Raw genomic sequence first — 15,746 nt, 5'->3', positions numbered from 1 at the left:
TACTTTATTATTAATATTTATACAAGAAAGTAGGAGTTGCTATGAAAGGTGTCCTATCCTTATCAAACGGTCAGACATTTACCGGTACATGGAAAGGCACTGTCACACAGGATGTGCAGGGGGAAATTGTCTTTTTTACCGGAATGACGGGCTATGAAGAAGTACTGACTGACCCCTCCTATCACGGTCAAATCGTTGTTTTTTCATACCCGCTTATCGGACATTACGGCATACAGACTGACCATTTAGAATCAAAGAAAATTCAAGCGGCAGGCGTCATTGTTGCCGAAGCATACGATGGATATGTTGAAAAAGGAGCAATTCCACTTTTAACATACATCGCCGAACAAGGGATTCCATTAATAAGCGGAGTCGATACTCGTTCACTTATCCAAGCGATTCGTGAAGACGGTACGATGCAAGCTGTTATGAGTTTAGAAGGAAAGCCCCTGCCAGCATGGGAACCAATCAGCACATTCCTTGTTCCAGAGGTTACAGCCACGACTGTTGAAACATTGGGTGATGGACCGGTGCATATTGGATTGATTGATTTTGGCTATAAGCATTCGATTCTTCAAGCCCTTCTTGATCGCGGGTGTAAAGTCAGCGTTGTGCCATATACGCTTGAAACGGAGGAACTAGACTCCCTCGGGCTTGACGGTCTTCTTTTTTCGAACGGACCTGGGGATCCAAAATCGCTAACAAGCTATCTTGAACGCTATAAGGACTGGACCGAGCGCTATCCTTCTCTTGGCATTTGCTTGGGGCATCAGCTTCTTGCGTTAGCTTATGGTGCAACAACAACCAAATTATCCTTCGGTCATCGTGGAGCAAATCATCCTGTCATGAACACGAAGACAAATAAAGTTAGTATGAGTTCACAAAATCATAGCTATGTAGTGGAGAAAACGAGCTTAGCTTCTACTCCCCTATCTGTCTTATATAAAAACGTAAACGATTCAAGCATTGAAGGACTTTATCATCCAGAGCTGCCTATTATCACCGTTCAGTTTCACCCTGAAGCAGCCCCTGGACCAGCAGAGCATCATGAAGTCTTTACAACGTTTCTTTTTCCTATCCAACAGCTAAAGAAGGTGTCATCTCATGCCTAAGCAAACTAATATAAAAAAAGTGCTTGTCATTGGCTCTGGAGCCATTGTGATCGGGCAAGCAGCTGAATTTGACTATTCTGGGACACAAGCTTGTGTTTCATTAAAAGAAGAGGGCATTCAAGTTGTTCTCGTCAATAATAATCCAGCCACAATTATGACCGACCAATCGATGGCTGATACGGTTTATTTTGAGCCTCTTACTGTTAAGAGCCTTACCTCAATTATCGAGAAGGAACGTCCTGACGGGCTTCTTGCTACAGTTGGCGGTCAAACCGGGCTTAACCTGGCTATGGCCCTTTCTGACGAGGGGATTCTTACCCAATACAATGTTAAGCTTTTGGGAACGAATATTGATTCGATTCGCCAGGCCGAGGACCGTGATGCCTTTCGTGCGCTGATGCAGGAGCTGAATGAGCCTGTACCAGAGAGCGACATTATTTATTCTGTCGAGAAAGCCCTAGCCTTTGCATCACAGACGGGCTATCCTTTAATCGTGCGACCTGCGTATACACTCGGAGGGTTTGGCGGAGGCATTGCGCCTGACGAGGCAACATATGTCAGTCTTGTTAAGCAAGGTCTTAGCGCAAGTCCAATTAACCAATGTCTTGTAGAAAAGAGCATAGCTGGCTATAAGGAATTAGAATACGAGGTTATGCGCGATGCTTACGGTACATGCATTACGATTTGCAATATGGAAAACATGGACCCAGTTGGCATACACACCGGTGATTCAATCGTTGTTGCTCCAAGCCAAACATTAAATGACAAGGAATACCACATGCTTCGTACTGCTTCCATTAAAATTATTGAAGCACTCGGAATCGTTGGAGGCTGTAATATTCAGTTTGCCCTGCATCCTGAGACATCAGACTATTTCCTGATTGAAGTAAATCCAAGGGTTAGCCGCTCATCTGCCCTTGCCTCAAAAGCAACAGGCTATCCGATTGCCAAAATCGCAGCGAAACTTGCGATTGGCTATGCGCTTTATGAACTAAAAAATCCTGTGACTGGCACTACTTATGCGTCCTTTGAACCAGCACTTGATTATGTCACCGTTAAGATCCCAAGATGGCCTTTTGATAAATTCCCTGAAGCAAACCGTATTCTTGGAACTCAAATGAAGGCTACGGGTGAAGTAATGGCGATTGAACGAAGCATGGAATCCGCTTTTCAAAAAGCAATTCGCTCACTTGATATCAAAGTAAACGGGCTTCGTCTGCCAGCTCTATCTTCTTATTCACTGGCTGAGCTTTATGAGCTTGTCCAAAAAGCAGATGACCGCAGACTGTTTGTATTATTTGAACTTTTCCACCGCGGTGAAGAGCTTATGACGCTGCACGAGATGACCGGTATTTCACCTTATTTTCTCACGGTGCTTGCACACCTTACAACAACCAAGAAACAGCTCAGTGAGCTTACTTGGACAGAGGTAACAAAAGAAAAACTGCATGAAGCCAAGCGTTTAGGCTTTAGCGATAAGGATTTAGCTGTACTCTGGAGCATTCCTGAGCAGCATGTTCATAAACAGCGCAAGGAATGGGGCATCGTTCCGGTCTACCGTATGGTTGATACATGTGCTGCTGAATTTGAAGCACAAACGAACTATTACTACTCGACTTGGAATGGAACATCTGATAAAAAACAATCGAGCAATAAGAAAAAAGTCGCCGTGATCGGTTCTGGTCCAATCAGAATTGGCCAGGGGATTGAATTTGATTACTGCTGCGTTCACAGCGTGATGGCTGCTCAATCTCTGGGCTACGAAGCCATTTTAATCAACAACAACCCTGAAACGGTAAGTACAGATTATGAGATTGCAGATTCTCTTTATTTCGAACCGTTAACAGCAGAAGATATTTTAAACGTATTGGAATTCGAGGGAATCGATCAGGTGCTTGTTCAGTTCGGCGGGCAAACTTCGATCAACGTGGCAAAGTCGCTGGAAGAAGCCGGTATAAAGATTCTAGGTTCTTCTTCCGATATTCTTGATCAAATGGAGGATCGCGATCGCTTTTACTCCTTCCTTCACAAGGTCGGATTGCCTGTTATTCCGGGCTTCACAGCTTATCAGCAAGCCGAAGTGATTCAAACCGCCGGAGAAATCGGCTATCCTGTCCTTCTTCGTCCATCTTATGTGATTGGCGGAAGTGGAATGGTGATTCTTACAAGCGAGCAGGAGCTTGAAGCGTATATCGAAACATCAACGATTGAATACCCTGTATTGGTTGATCGATTTATTCACGGGAAAGAAGTCGAGGTTGATGTGTTATCAGACGGAACGAATGTGTGGATTTCAGCTATTTTCGAGCATATTGAAGGCACCGGCGTTCATTCTGGTGACAGCATCTCGATCACACCGCCAATCGCACTTTCCGAAAGCATGATTGAACGTGTCAAAGAAGTTACCACCCACATTGCACAAAATATGGACTATGTAGGCTTGTTCAATATTCAGTTTGTATGTCAGCAGGACCAACTGTTTGTCATTGAAATCAACCCTCGTGCTTCTAGAACGGCACCAATCAGCAGCAAGGTAACGAATGTGCCGCTCGTACAGCATGCTACAGCACTTTCTCTTGGTGTTCCATTCGCATCATTAGACATTAAAGGTCACTATAATCAGCAGCCATACACAACGGTAAAGGCGCCTGTCTTCTCCAACATAAAGCTGCCTGATTTATCACCGGTGCTCTCTCCAGTAATGACTTCCACTGGAGAAGTGATCGGCGTTCACGAAGATCCTGCAGTAGCCATGCATCAAGCTTTAGTCGGTGCAAGCCAGGCATTACCCGATATTTGGCATAATCAAGGCAGCATCTTTATTGATCAAAACTCTGTCGCACAAATCGATCTTAAATCGTGGGAAAAACATGGCTTCAGCATTTTCACATCCGCTGATCATGAATTTGAAGCCTGGATGACCCAGCCAGCTAAACAAATCTATATCAACCTTCAGCCTGACTCAGAAGCAATGCAAGCGAAACAAGCAGCTATTAATCGTCTGCATGTTTGGACACGTCTAGAAACGGTTGAAGCGTATCAAGGGACTATCGGGCAAGAGGTCCCCTTATATACAAAAGGAGTGTTAACTTAATCATGACCACTCAACCCCTGATTCCAACGAGTTCTCAAAAGGATCTGCTATCCCTAAAGGATTATACATCCAATGAGATTCTAGATATTTTAAATCTTGCAGTTGAACTAAAAAAGCCTGAGAATCGTCACCTCCCTCTTCTTGAGGGAAAGATTCTCGGCATGATTTTCGAAAAATCTTCTACTAGAACCCGCGTATCCTTTGAGGCAGGCATGCTCCAGCTCGGCGGGCATGCCATGTATTTAAGCACACGTGATATTCAAATGGGACGCGGCGAAACGATCGCTGACACTGCTCGCGTGCTTTCAGGCTACCTTGATGGCATAATGATTCGTACATTTGAGCAATCATTGGTAGAGGAATTAGCGGAAAATAGTACAATTCCCGTCATTAACGGGTTGACCGATGACTACCATCCTTGTCAGGTACTTGCTGATTTGCTCACGATTCTTGAGCATTTTGGTTCCTTTAAAGGACGTAAGCTGACCTATATCGGAGACGGCAACAACATGGCTCACTCTCTAATGATCGGAGCAGCAAAGGTCGGAATGGACTGCACGATTGCAGCCCCTGCTGCTTATTTCCCAAAACAAGAAATGGTTTTACTTTCACAAGAAATCGCAAAAGAAACCGGAGCTGTTATTGAAGTCGTTGAAGATCCAATTGCAGCTATTACTAATAGTGATATTATCTATACAGACGTTTGGGCAAGCATGGGGCAGGAAGAAGAAGCATTAGAGAGAATGAAGCATTTTCAATCATATCAGGTTAATGAAGAACTCGTTTCTCACGCAAAAGATAATTTTATCTTTATGCACTGCCTCCCTGCTCACCGCGAAGAGGAAGTAACAACTGAAATCCTTGAAGGACCGCATTCAGTTGTCTTCCAAGAAGCTGAAAACCGCCTTCACGCGCAAAAAGCGCTGCTCGTTACACTGATGAAATCATAAAAAATCGCCGGGGATCAGTTCCTCGGTGATTTTTTATGTATATAACGGGATGTGTTGTAGTGATCTTTGATTTTACAGGCCGTGCTCTTGGATTTACAAGCCGTCCTTGACCATTTACAGGCCGTGCTCCAACATTTGCAAGCCGTCAGCAACATTTGCAAGCCGATCTCCTTTCAAGACGCTAAACTGTGGTATACTAAGCCAAAACGAAATAATTTTTGGAGGCATTATGCTTACTTTTGAAGAAAAATTAGCTATTATCGAGTCTTTTCCTGAGCTGACTCGAAATGATGTATCATTAGGACGCGTGAATTTTCACTATCAAGAAAGCTCATCAGATAAAAAGAACGTTGTCTATCATCTTCATCCTAACGGAAACGGCTTTGTATTCACTGCATTTTTACATGAATACGAGACCGATAATAAAGGAATGGTAAACATACGCGAGTATAATGAAGAAGAGCTGCGTACACTCATTTCAAAATCCATTCGCTCATTAGCACCGAAAAAACATTTAAACACAGGGATGATTGTCGACGCTGAAGAAGAAACGTGGACTAACCGGGACAACCAAACATTAACCCTTATTCAAGAGGATGATATGTGGAGTGTGTATGCTGGACTGAATCTAGATGGTGTCTTCACCACCTATAACGAAGCATGCTCCTATTTAGAAGAAGAAGGCTTTAAGCGTGTATAAAAAATGAGCTTGTCACATGGCTGACAAGCTCACTTTTTATTTTATAAGCGATCTTTGTTTCTAAATACACGCTCTTCTTCTATCAGTCTGCGATCTTCATCCACGTCGTTCCCATGATCTGGGTCCAGAGCACGCGATGTGCGAACTTGTTGACTGTCGTCTCCTTTCGGATGAGGATGTAAATCATGGTTATGGCTATTCGGATTATCTTCATGCTCACTGTGATGCACTTCTTCCTGCTCTTGTCCACCGGATTGTGCAGTCACAGAATGACGATCTGAATGATGCGGCGCCTCTCCTTCCTGATCAGGTCGAATAGAATTTCTTGGCGTTCCTGCGTCTACTGCATCACCTGACTGTTTTATCACTCGTTCCTCATTATTCATTTCTGATGTATCATTGCGGCCAATAGAATCAGAAGCAGTTTTTTTACTGTCCGAGTCCTTTAACAGATGATCATGACGGTCCACCTGTTCCGCACTGCCATTGCCGTACGCTGTATCATAATCATCTTTATTAAATAGACCATTAGGCTGTGGATCGTTATCGTTGTAATGATCGCTGCCAAAGCGCTCTTTATCCGTCTCAAGCGGTTCATGTTTAGAGATTAATGCTTCATCCTGATCGGCAACAGCAACGCCTTGTCTAGTGGAATAGGAATCCATGGTTCCATTCACTTCCCTTTCTCGGTCAATAGCAGAATCACTATACTCGCTATCTGCATATAACAGGATTGCTCCATTTTGCACTTCATCATAGTAGCGTGCTGTATCCTCTTTGTCGAGACCCATCCGGTCAAATGCTTCACGTACAGGTGTATCACCAGTCACAAACGCCTTGAATTTATCCATCCAGTTCCCTTCCGCCGACTCTGTTTCTACATCCGTACGTGCACTCACCATTGAAAGCTCATCTTTGTGGCGAGCCATAACATATATATCATTTTCATCATAACCATTTAATTTCAACTCTTCTATTTTTTGCAGCACTTGCTCTTCAGACTGGAAGGTTTCAACATGTTTAGTGGTCATTTCACGATTCCTCCTTGGTTTATCTTGAATTTTTGCCGCTATAGCTTATTACGTAAATACCCCTCTTTTGCTAAAATAAAACAGATAATTAAAAACAGGAGAATATATCCATTACAAAAAAAGAGACCTGCATAAGCAGATCTCCGTGCTATCTTACATAGATTGAAATTTTTAAGCTTCTATTTCTCGCTTATTAAACTCTGTATTAATCTGATTATTACTCAACATTTCTCAAAATATTATTTGAAAGATATTTATTGAGAAATAACCTCCAACTCAACCGGAATAAAGTCTTCCACTTCTTCTCCGTCCAGTACTTGTTTAGCGGTTTCAACTGCATTCATTCCGATGATTTCAGGTTTTTGTGCGATGGTCGCATTCATGTTTCCAGCCTCTACAGCTGCCACAGCATCGTCTGTAGCATCAAAGCCTACAATCATGACATCATCTCGACCAGCTGACTGCAATGCTTCAAGTGCACCTAAAGCCATTTCGTCATTATGGGCAAATACTGCTTGGAATTCAACACCGCTCTGGAGGATATTTTCCATAACACTCAAACCTTCCGCACGATCAAAGTTAGCTGTTTGCTTGGCTACGACTTCAATATCACTGGCACTAATGGCTTCATTAAAGCCTTCTCCGCGCTCACGTGCAGCTGATGAGCCCGCAATTCCCTCCAATTCTACAATACTGCCTGAGCCTCCAAGCTCTTCAATAATAAACTCTCCTGCAAGCTTACCGCCTTCAATATTATCTGAAGCAATATGTGTTATGATCTCTCCACTATCTGCATTACGGTCTACAGTAATAACTGGAATATCTGCATTGTTTGCTGACTCGATGGCTGAAGACACCGCAGCCGAATCTGTCGGATTAACTAGTAAAATTGATACTCCCTGTTGAATTAAGTCTTCCATATCACTCGCCTGTTTAGCAGGATCATCCTGTGCGTCTACTACCGTCAGTGCCATGCCAAGTTCATCCGCTTTTTCTTGGGCTCCATCTGCCAAGGTAACAAAAAAAGGATTATTTAAGGTTGAAATTGAGAAGCCGATTTTCTGTGCTGTTTCTTCTGTGTTATCTCCATTATCGTCTGAATTATCATCCGTTGAACCTGGAGACTCCATTGAACATGCTGCTAATACGACTGATAGTACAAGTAACAACGTCCATTTCCACAAGCTTTTCATTTGTTACACTCCCCTTTTATATGTTTTATGTCATGCAGCCTTTTTCCGATCGAGTATCACTGCGAGCAGAATCACGCCGCCTTTGACCACTTGTTGATAAAACGATGAAACATTTAATAAATTTAAACCATTATTTAATACGCCAATAATTAGCACTCCTATAAATGTTCCGAAGATCCAGCCTCGTCCACCCGTGAGACTTGTGCCTCCCAGCACTACTGCTGCAATTGCATCAAGCTCATACGCTGTACCAGCTGTCGGCTGAGCGGAGTTTAAGCGAGAAGTTAAAATAATTCCCGCCATAACACTTAGCATGCCCGTCAATGTGTAAACCCCGATTTTGATTCGATCCACTCGAAGGCCCGCCAATCGGGAAGCTTCCTCGTTTCCACCCACTGAATAGACGCCTCGGCCGAATGTTGTCTTTTTTAACAAAAACCATAAAAATGCGAATGCTCCAAACATCGTAATAACCGGAACCGGAATACCAAGAAAATATCCTTTCCCGATTAGTTGAAACGCATAGCCATCTGAAAGCCCTGTAACGGGTCTTCCTTCTGTATAAACAAGAGTAAGTCCGCGATAGATTGTCATCGTAGCAAGAGTTGCTATAAATGGTGCTACCCTTCCTTTTGTGATAACAACACCATTAAATGCACCCATAGCTGCACCAGCCAGCAAACCAACCATCATTGCAAGAATAGGGTCTATTCCTGAAGTCATTGCACCGGCTGTTAGCGCTGCTCCGAGTGCCAGCATGGAACCAACAGATAAATCAATTCCTCCTGTCAAAATAACAAAAGTCATTCCAAATGCAATCAGCGCATTTATAGAGACCTGTCTTAAGATGTTTAAAATATTATTAAGATCTAAAAAGCTAGGACTTAAAAACGCCAACACAACTGTGATTAAAATGAGACCAAAAAATGGTCCAAGCTTTTGAATTAAGCTAGAATTTTTCATTCTTTTCCGCCTCCTGTCGCAGCAGTCATTATTGCTTCCTGCGTTGCTTCTGCAATCTCCATCTCTGCAGTAATTTTCCCCTCATGCATAACGAGAATCCGGTCTGACATCCCTAGGATTTCTGGAAGTTCAGAGGAAACCATAAGAATTGAAACGCCTCTCTTCGTAAGTTCATTCATGATTTCGTAAATCTCTTTTTTCGCCCCAACATCCACACCCCTGGTTGGTTCATCAAGAATTAATACCTTTGGTTCTGTGGCTAACCATTTTCCAATGACAATTTTTTGTTGATTGCCTCCACTCAATGCCTTTACTGGCTGTTCCATGCCAGACGTTTTAATACGAAGACGCCCAATTAATTCTTGAGCAGACTGCTGTTCTTTATTTCTGTCTAAAATGCTCCACCTTGACAATCCTTTTAGCTTTGCTGTAGAAAGATTCTCACGTACAGATTGGTTTAAAATAAGCCCTTGGCCTTTGCGATCCTCTGTTACAAATGCAAATCCTGCATTAATAGCCTTTTTCGGATCCTGCCCTTTTATAATCTTGCCATCAAGCGAAATATCACCTGATATTCTTTTGTCCGCACCGAATAATGCTCTCATAAGCTCAGTTCGTCCTGCACCCATTAAACCCGCTACTCCTAAGATTTCACCTTCCCGAAGTATGAAGCTAGCATCACGGATACCCGTTTTTGTCGAAAGTCCTTTTATAATCAGTCGATCTGATCCAGGTTTGACACTTCTCTCTGGAAACTGCTCACCTAATTCACGGCCGACCATCATTTTAACCACTTCATGAAAATTGGTATCTGAAATAAGTCTTGTTCCGATTGACGCTCCATCACGCAGCACAGTTATTCGATCACACATTTTAAAAATCTCGTCCATCCGATGAGAGATGTACACAATGGCAACACCACGATCCCGCAAGCCATTCATCACATTAAAGAGTACTTCGATTTCCTTGTTTGTAAGTGCAGCAGTCGGTTCGTCCATAATGAGCACATCACTTTTAGAGGAAATTGCACGTGCAATTTCGATCATTTGCTGTTGTCCAACCGAGCATTCGGCGGCTGGTTTTTGCGGGTCCAAATTAATACCTAATTCCATTAACCAAGCTTCCGTTTGCTTGTTCATCTCCTTGTTTTTTAGTACGCCAAACTTCCCGTATGTTTTCTCTTTTCCGAGAAAAAAGTTCTCAGCAACCGTTAAATCCGGGATTATATTTAATTCTTGATGAATTACGTTTAATCCAGCCAGCTCTGCTTCTTTTGGATTTTTAAAAACGGTCTCTTTTCCTTTATAGAAAATTGCACCTGCATCTTTTTCGTGAATACCTGTCAATAGCTTCATCATCGTAGATTTTCCAGCTCCGTTTTCACCCATTAATGCATGGATCTCACCTGGAATTAAGTCAAACGTAACCCCTTTTAAGACCTGTACGCCAAAAAAGGATTTTTGGATATCTTTCATGATTACAATTGGTTCTGTCATGAAAAGATCACTCCCGCATGCAGAATTATATTTGCGTATGGCGTAGACTCCCCTGTCCGTACGACGACACGCGCTTCTTTTGTTAGTTTTTTAAACTTCTCGTGACTGACGGTATCGATTTCGGTAAATTGGTGACTGACTTCGTTATATAGAGCTTTATTATTACTGTTCATTTCATCAGCGATTGTTACTTTTTCAATAACCATTTCTTCAATAAATAACGCTAATATATCTTTAAAGCACGGGACACCGACCGTGATCGCAAGATCGATTTTAGGAATATCTTTTGGAATAGGAAGTCCACAGTCTGCGATTACCACTGTATCTGTATGACCGAGATCTGCTAGTATTTTAGCTATCTCACTATTTAAAGGCCCCTTTTTTTTCATTGTTATTCCTCGCCTTCTAAGAATCTACTTAATTGTTCTCTTATTGGCATGCCGCCTTGCGCTCCAAAAGCCGTCACTGAAAGACTTGCTGCTGCTACCGCCTGTTCAATCGCTTTGGAGAGTGAAAGACCTGTATCCAATCCAACTGCGAGAGCACCATTGAACGTATCCCCTGCACCGGTTGTGTCGATAACCTTAACAGTTGGAGCAGAAACAAGCTTTCGTTGTCCATTCTCAAAATAAGAGGCACCTTTTGCACCTTCTGTTACGATCATTTTTTCTTCATAATTCGGATGAAAATGTTTGTCTCTACGAATTTGTTCGGCCTCATGTTCGTTTGGTGTGACATAGTCAAGTGAATCCCACCAGCTTGCAGGGATCGGATAGAAGGGTGCGGGATTCAACAAAATTTTCACACCTTCCTCTCTTGCTATCTCAATCGCTTTTTCAATTGCAGGAAATGGGATTTCCAATTGCAGAAGGACGATTTTACTTTTCGAGATGACGTCTTTTGCCTGTTCGATTACTTCTACTGTCATTGCTTCATTCGCACCCGGTACGATCAAAATAACATTGTCCCCTTCGGCAATCGTAATCGATGCTGTCCCAGTGCTCTTATGTGTAACCGGTTTCACATTAGAGGTGATGATATTCTCCTTATTCAAGTGCTGAATGTAACGCTTTCCAAAATCATCTTCCCCTACTCGGCCAATGAATTGAATATCGCCCCCAAGTCGGGCAGCGGAAACCGCCTGATTTGCTCCTTTTCCTCCAAAGACAGTTTGAAAGGAGGAGCCTCGAAGCGTCTCTCCTTTTTTCGGAAATCGTTCAACAGATGTAACTAAATCCATATTTATGCTTCCAATTATGGTTATCATATGGGCTTCCCCCTCTATTTAACAGAGTTGCGTTTTTTTATATTCACAGGTAAAATATGATGTTCAACTTCAAGATCCTGTTCATGAATTCGTGCTAATAAGAGCTCCGCTGCTTTTCTCCCCATTTCATAGATCGGCTGCTGCATCGTTGTTAGCTCAGGGGTGACCGTTTCTCCCCACTCAATCCCGTCAAAGCCCATTATTGAAAGCTGCTTAGGTACTTGGATACCTAATTTATGCGCCGCTTTCAAGGCCCCTATTGCCATCACATCATTACCAGCAAATAGCCCATCAATATTCGGGTGCTCCGATAATAAATGCATCGTTTTAATCATCGCTTGTTCAAGCTCGTAGTTCCCCTGCTGAAGTAAAACAGGAAGGTTTTTCTCTTTCATAACATTTAAATAAGCTTTCTTTCTTTCTTGAGCCGTATATATATAATTCGGACCTTCTAGGTGAGCAATATTCTTGCATCCTCTTGAAAACATAAACTCAAGCGCTTCTACCGCTCCTGTATAATTATCGATTACTACGGACGAGATACGTGAATCTATATGCCGATCCAAAGCGATAACAGGTACATTCAAAAGGTGCAGATGCTCCCAGTGAAGCGTATTAGAAGCAATGATAAATCCATCTATGTACTTTGAAGTCATTCCTTCGATATATTCAATCTCATGGTTAAGATTTTCATCACTGTTAAATAGAATCGTCGTGTAGCCTGCCGGGTACATTACATCCTCGACCGCTCTCACAAGCTGAGGAAAAAAAGGATTTGTAATATCAGGAATCAAAAAACCAATCGTCTTTGAAGTCTTTTTGAATAAACTTCTTGCTACGTTATTGGGCTTATACTGCAAGATTTCAATTGCTTTCTCCACTTTCTTCCTTGTATCTTCATGCACGTAGCCTTTTTCATTTAATACACGCGATACAGTGGCCACTGACACACCTGATTTTCTCGCAACATCCCGTATCGTCGCCACACTTCTTGCCCCTTCCATTTATATAAATTGTTTAAAACTAGATCTATAAATGTTTTATTTTTAATATGTAACCGGTTACATAATTGTGAAAAAATTAAGCATTCTATCCAATTAAGATTTATAATCTGCTTTTCTCACTATTTTTGTAACCGGTTACAAACATTCTACAAGGTTCTTTTAAAAGTGTCAACAGCTAATCGATTATAATTAATTCTCCATAACACTAAAAAACCAGCCGCATAGCTACAGCTGGTTTTACTCATTTTTACCCGTTAATCGTTCAGATCATTCGGATGCGGGCCTTTTCGCTCGTTCCGATCTAAGTCATTAATGCTCGTCATTTCGTCATCTGTTAGCTCAAAATCAAAAACATCAAAGTTTTCTTCGATTCTTGAAGGTGTCACTGATTTTGGAATAACAATGGAGTGACGGTCTAAATGCCAGCGAATGACAACTTGCGCCGGTGTTTTGCCATACTTTTCAGCAATATTCTTGATGGTATCATCATTTAGCACATCTCCACCCTGCATAAGCGGGCTCCAAGCTTCAAGGAAAATCTCATTTTCATCACAGAAGGTTTTCAGTTCATGCTGTCCAAGATACGGATGGCATTCCACTTGGTTCAGCACAGGCTTCACGCTGCACTCATCCAACAAGCGCTGTAAATGCACGATTTCAAAGTTACATACTCCAATAGCACGAACTTTTCCATCTTCATACAGTTTCTCCAGTGCTTTATAGGTTTCTACATACGTGTCTTTTTTTGGAGTAGGCCAATGAATCAAATATAAATCTACATAATCAAGCTCAAGTCTCTCAAGACTTTCTTCGAATGCTTTAATAGTAGATTCATACCCTTGATCCTCGTTCCAAACCTTTGTTGTAATGAAAAGCTCTTCACGCGGGACACCCGCCGCTTTAATTCCTTTTCCAACACCGCGTTCGTTTTTATAAATTGCCGCTGTATCAATAGAGCGATAGCCGACTTCAATCGCTTTTTTCACGGAATCCGTTGCTACTTCATCTTCCACCTGCCAAACTCCAAGGCCGATTTGAGGCATTTTCACACCATTATTTAACGTTACTGTTTTCATTTTTTGGCTCCTCTCGAATAAAAGCATATTAAACGAATACCTCTAGAAACTATGCTCGGAAATCATACTTATTATAAATGACCGAAAATATGGAAATCAAATATTTTGCACTTTCAAAATTTACGTCCAATAGCGAATAGCTTTTGCGACACCATCATTGATATTTGTATCAGTTATCCAATCAGCTGATTCCTTCACAATAGGCTGAGCATTACCCATTGCCACACCAACGCCTGATAATTGAATCATCGCCAGGTCGTTTAAGCTGTCTCCCACCGCCATCACTTGATCCATTGAAAGCCCGAGTCGTTTACACACTTTTTGAATAGCTGCTGCTTTGTTAATGCCTGCTGCGTTAACCTCAATATTGGTTGGACTTGAGTTCGTTACTTCAAGCACTTTATTTTCCTTAAGCTCTTTCAGAATCACTCCCCGTACATCATCATCCTCTATATCAAAACCGAATTTCAGCCATTCATGCTCATTAATGTTATCCGGGAACGTAGTATTGGAATTCCAAACCGCACCGACTGTCGACGCCCAAAACAAGGTTTTATGCTTTTGTGAAAGTCCCCACATTAGCTCAATATGCTTTGTATCTACAATTGTACGATCGATTATATTTAATTGATCATCCCAAATCTCACTGCCGTTTACTGTAATTAAATAGGTCGATAAGCGAAGTGAATCCGCAATGTCCTTGCAGTGAGCCAACGGGCGTCCCGTACTAATAATGACTGTAATCCCTTTATCCTGTGCTTCTTTAATGGCGAGCCGATTTTGTTCAGAAATCGTATGATCATCATTCAGCAGTGTACCATCCATATCTAATGCAATAAGCTTTATCGTTTGAGTTTTCATTAAAACGAAGTTTCCTCCTTTGTACATTTGCTTCGATCATGCAAATATTACCTGCCCATCATTATACGCAGAAAAAACGATTTCTTACAATCATTGAAGGTTTCACTACTCCATACACATTCTCTCTATAAATATTCTTTTCACAAAAGGAAGGAAATCACAGACCTCTGTCAAATATGTATAGTATCAGTGATAAGCTATGTGTGAGGGGGAAGATGACATTGCGATTAAAACGCCCGGTAAAGCATGGTTTGTACATAATTGGCGCCGCCATTACTGCCATTATAGTCATTAATGGTTATTTCTCATCACCTTCTTATCAGAGTGAAGCACTTCATACGTACCTTGAAAAGGAAATAGCCTGGAAAAATCATAATGGTGTGATTACAGATGCTTTCAAAATCTACGGGTCAACAGATGACGAGCTCTATTTATGGTATTTATTTGAAGAGTGGGATGTAGACAACCAGACGGTGAAGTCGGCAGCTTCACTTCCCCTCATCATCGAATTAAATAATAGAGGTGAAGCAATCGGTCACAAAATTCCTGAAGATGGTGCGCTCTATCCAGAAAGTATGAAGGAATTGTTCCCCTTCCATGTGTCCGTCAGAATGCCAAAGAACGGTGCACCTTCATCTATCGTGCAAGCTGTTAAAATGCAGCAAGAAGACTTGTCCAGAGAAGAGGATATAGAATGAATTATGATTGATTGATTCAGCTGATCGTTGTCACTGGAGGATTGCTCGTACTTATAAGTTATTTTTATCAGCCGTTGTTTTGGATCGGTCCCTCCCTTCTCTTCCTTGCCGTGCTTGTCTTCATATTCGCTGTTTCCGGACTAGCACAGAAATGGTTTTATGTGATAATCGGTATGATTTTATTTGGCGTTATTTTTCTGCTATGATGAGTGAAAGCGATTAACTATTTTTGTTTTAAGCATGAACTTAATAAAACTATTAACCTTGCAATGATGATGAATTCATTTTTTCACCCAGCAAG

15 protein-coding genes are annotated in these 15,746 nt (G+C 41.9%); 6 read left to right on the top strand and 9 right to left on the bottom strand.

Translation table 11 applies throughout. The annotated features are described in order from the left end of the window. Positions 1-41: 41 nt before the first annotated feature. The 4 genes from KP78_RS04905 to KP78_RS04890 all read left to right on the top strand — a co-directional run bounded on the left by KP78_RS04905 (position 42) and on the right by KP78_RS04890 (position 5,856). On the top strand, positions 42-1,112 hold the full coding sequence (locus tag KP78_RS04905; protein ID WP_041086797.1) for a carbamoyl phosphate synthase small subunit: 1,071 nt from the start codon (positions 42-44) through the stop codon (positions 1,110-1,112). Then, complete coding sequence (locus tag KP78_RS04900; protein WP_041086795.1) at positions 1,105-4,206, top strand: carbamoyl phosphate synthase large subunit; 3,102 nt, start codon at positions 1,105-1,107, stop codon at positions 4,204-4,206. The genes KP78_RS04905 and KP78_RS04900 overlap by 8 nt, the downstream gene beginning before the upstream one ends. 2 nt (positions 4,207-4,208) lie before the next feature. Continuing rightward, on the top strand, positions 4,209-5,156 hold the full coding sequence (argF, locus tag KP78_RS04895) for an ornithine carbamoyltransferase (RefSeq protein WP_041086793.1): 948 nt from the start codon (positions 4,209-4,211) through the stop codon (positions 5,154-5,156). Positions 5,157-5,385: 229 nt separating this feature from the next. Continuing rightward, complete coding sequence (locus KP78_RS04890; protein WP_041086791.1) at positions 5,386-5,856, top strand: hypothetical protein; 471 nt, start codon at positions 5,386-5,388, stop codon at positions 5,854-5,856. Positions 5,857-5,897: 41 nt separating this feature from the next. On the opposite strand, the gene KP78_RS18505 is transcribed toward KP78_RS04890, so the two are convergent. The 9 genes from KP78_RS18505 to KP78_RS04845 all read right to left on the bottom strand — a co-directional run bounded on the left by KP78_RS18505 (position 5,898) and on the right by KP78_RS04845 (position 14,747). Next, complete coding sequence (locus KP78_RS18505) at positions 5,898-6,887, bottom strand: YflT domain-containing protein (protein ID WP_052474590.1); 990 nt, start codon at positions 6,885-6,887, stop codon at positions 5,898-5,900. Positions 6,888-7,141: 254 nt separating this feature from the next. Beyond that, complete coding sequence (rbsB, locus tag KP78_RS04880) at positions 7,142-8,080, bottom strand: ribose ABC transporter substrate-binding protein RbsB (RefSeq protein WP_041086790.1); 939 nt, start codon at positions 8,078-8,080, stop codon at positions 7,142-7,144. A 30-nt stretch (positions 8,081-8,110) separates the two neighbouring features. Further along, positions 8,111-9,043: an ABC transporter permease subunit gene (locus KP78_RS04875; protein ID WP_041086789.1), complete on the bottom strand. Its 933-nt coding sequence runs from the start codon at positions 9,041-9,043 to the stop codon at positions 8,111-8,113. Then, on the bottom strand, positions 9,040-10,539 hold the full coding sequence (locus tag KP78_RS04870; protein WP_041086787.1) for a sugar ABC transporter ATP-binding protein: 1,500 nt from the start codon (positions 10,537-10,539) through the stop codon (positions 9,040-9,042). Before KP78_RS04870 ends, KP78_RS04875 begins: the two co-directional genes overlap by 4 nt. Beyond that, positions 10,536-10,928, bottom strand: a complete 393-nt coding sequence (gene rbsD, locus KP78_RS04865; RefSeq protein ID WP_041086785.1) for a D-ribose pyranase — start codon at positions 10,926-10,928, stop codon at positions 10,536-10,538. Before rbsD ends, KP78_RS04870 begins: the two co-directional genes overlap by 4 nt. 2 nt (positions 10,929-10,930) lie before the next feature. Next, positions 10,931-11,806, bottom strand: coding sequence for a ribokinase (gene rbsK / locus KP78_RS04860; protein ID WP_041086783.1), 876 nt, complete (start codon positions 11,804-11,806; stop codon positions 10,931-10,933). A 14-nt stretch (positions 11,807-11,820) separates the two neighbouring features. Beyond that, entirely contained in the window at positions 11,821-12,792 is a 972-nt protein-coding gene (locus KP78_RS04855) for a LacI family DNA-binding transcriptional regulator (protein WP_041086781.1), read from the bottom strand. A 272-nt stretch (positions 12,793-13,064) separates the two neighbouring features. Further along, the gene (locus KP78_RS04850; protein WP_041086779.1) at positions 13,065-13,886 is read right to left on the bottom strand and encodes an aldo/keto reductase; all 822 of its coding nucleotides are present in this window, start codon (positions 13,884-13,886) and stop codon (positions 13,065-13,067) included. Between the two features lie 120 nt (positions 13,887-14,006). Beyond that, entirely contained in the window at positions 14,007-14,747 is a 741-nt protein-coding gene (locus KP78_RS04845) for a Cof-type HAD-IIB family hydrolase (protein WP_041086777.1), read from the bottom strand. Positions 14,748-14,962: 215 nt separating this feature from the next. On the opposite strand from KP78_RS04845, the gene KP78_RS04840 reads away from it, so the two are divergent. Next, entirely contained in the window at positions 14,963-15,445 is a 483-nt protein-coding gene (locus tag KP78_RS04840; protein ID WP_131272590.1) for a hypothetical protein, read from the top strand. An 11-nt stretch (positions 15,446-15,456) separates the two neighbouring features. Then, on the top strand, positions 15,457-15,651 hold the full coding sequence (locus tag KP78_RS20550) for a hypothetical protein (RefSeq protein ID WP_041086773.1): 195 nt from the start codon (positions 15,457-15,459) through the stop codon (positions 15,649-15,651). The last annotated feature ends 95 nt before the right edge of the window (positions 15,652-15,746 follow it).

It is taken from the genome of Jeotgalibacillus soli, from assembly GCF_000829435.1.
Lineage (GTDB): Bacteria > Bacillota > Bacilli > Bacillales > Jeotgalibacillaceae > Jeotgalibacillus > Jeotgalibacillus soli.
The sequence above is the reverse complement of the archived record's forward strand: the minus strand, read 5'-3'. Positions and strand labels throughout refer to the sequence as shown.

Excerpts from the sequence above, each read along its gene's own strand:
- KP78_RS04905 (WP_041086797.1), top strand. The coding sequence starts at position 42 with ATGAAAGGTGTCCTATCCTTATCAAACGGTCAGACATTTACCGGTACA.
- KP78_RS04900 (WP_041086795.1), top strand. The coding sequence starts at position 1,105 with ATGCCTAAGCAAACTAATATAAAAAAAGTGCTTGTCATTGGCTCTGGA.
- argF (WP_041086793.1), top strand. The coding sequence starts at position 4,209 with ATGACCACTCAACCCCTGATTCCAACGAGTTCTCAAAAGGATCTGCTA.
- KP78_RS04890 (WP_041086791.1), top strand. The coding sequence starts at position 5,386 with ATGCTTACTTTTGAAGAAAAATTAGCTATTATCGAGTCTTTTCCTGAG.
- KP78_RS18505 (WP_052474590.1), bottom strand. The coding sequence starts at position 6,887 with ATGACCACTAAACATGTTGAAACCTTCCAGTCTGAAGAGCAAGTGCTG.
- rbsB (WP_041086790.1), bottom strand. The coding sequence starts at position 8,080 with ATGAAAAGCTTGTGGAAATGGACGTTGTTACTTGTACTATCAGTCGTA.
- KP78_RS04875 (WP_041086789.1), bottom strand. The coding sequence starts at position 9,043 with ATGAAAAATTCTAGCTTAATTCAAAAGCTTGGACCATTTTTTGGTCTC.
- KP78_RS04870 (WP_041086787.1), bottom strand. The coding sequence starts at position 10,539 with ATGACAGAACCAATTGTAATCATGAAAGATATCCAAAAATCCTTTTTT.
- rbsD (WP_041086785.1), bottom strand. The coding sequence starts at position 10,928 with ATGAAAAAAAAGGGGCCTTTAAATAGTGAGATAGCTAAAATACTAGCA.
- rbsK (WP_041086783.1), bottom strand. The coding sequence starts at position 11,806 with ATGATAACCATAATTGGAAGCATAAATATGGATTTAGTTACATCTGTT.
- KP78_RS04850 (WP_041086779.1), bottom strand. The coding sequence starts at position 13,886 with ATGAAAACAGTAACGTTAAATAATGGTGTGAAAATGCCTCAAATCGGC.
- KP78_RS04845 (WP_041086777.1), bottom strand. The coding sequence starts at position 14,747 with ATGAAAACTCAAACGATAAAGCTTATTGCATTAGATATGGATGGTACA.
- KP78_RS04840 (WP_131272590.1), top strand. The coding sequence starts at position 14,963 with ATGACATTGCGATTAAAACGCCCGGTAAAGCATGGTTTGTACATAATT.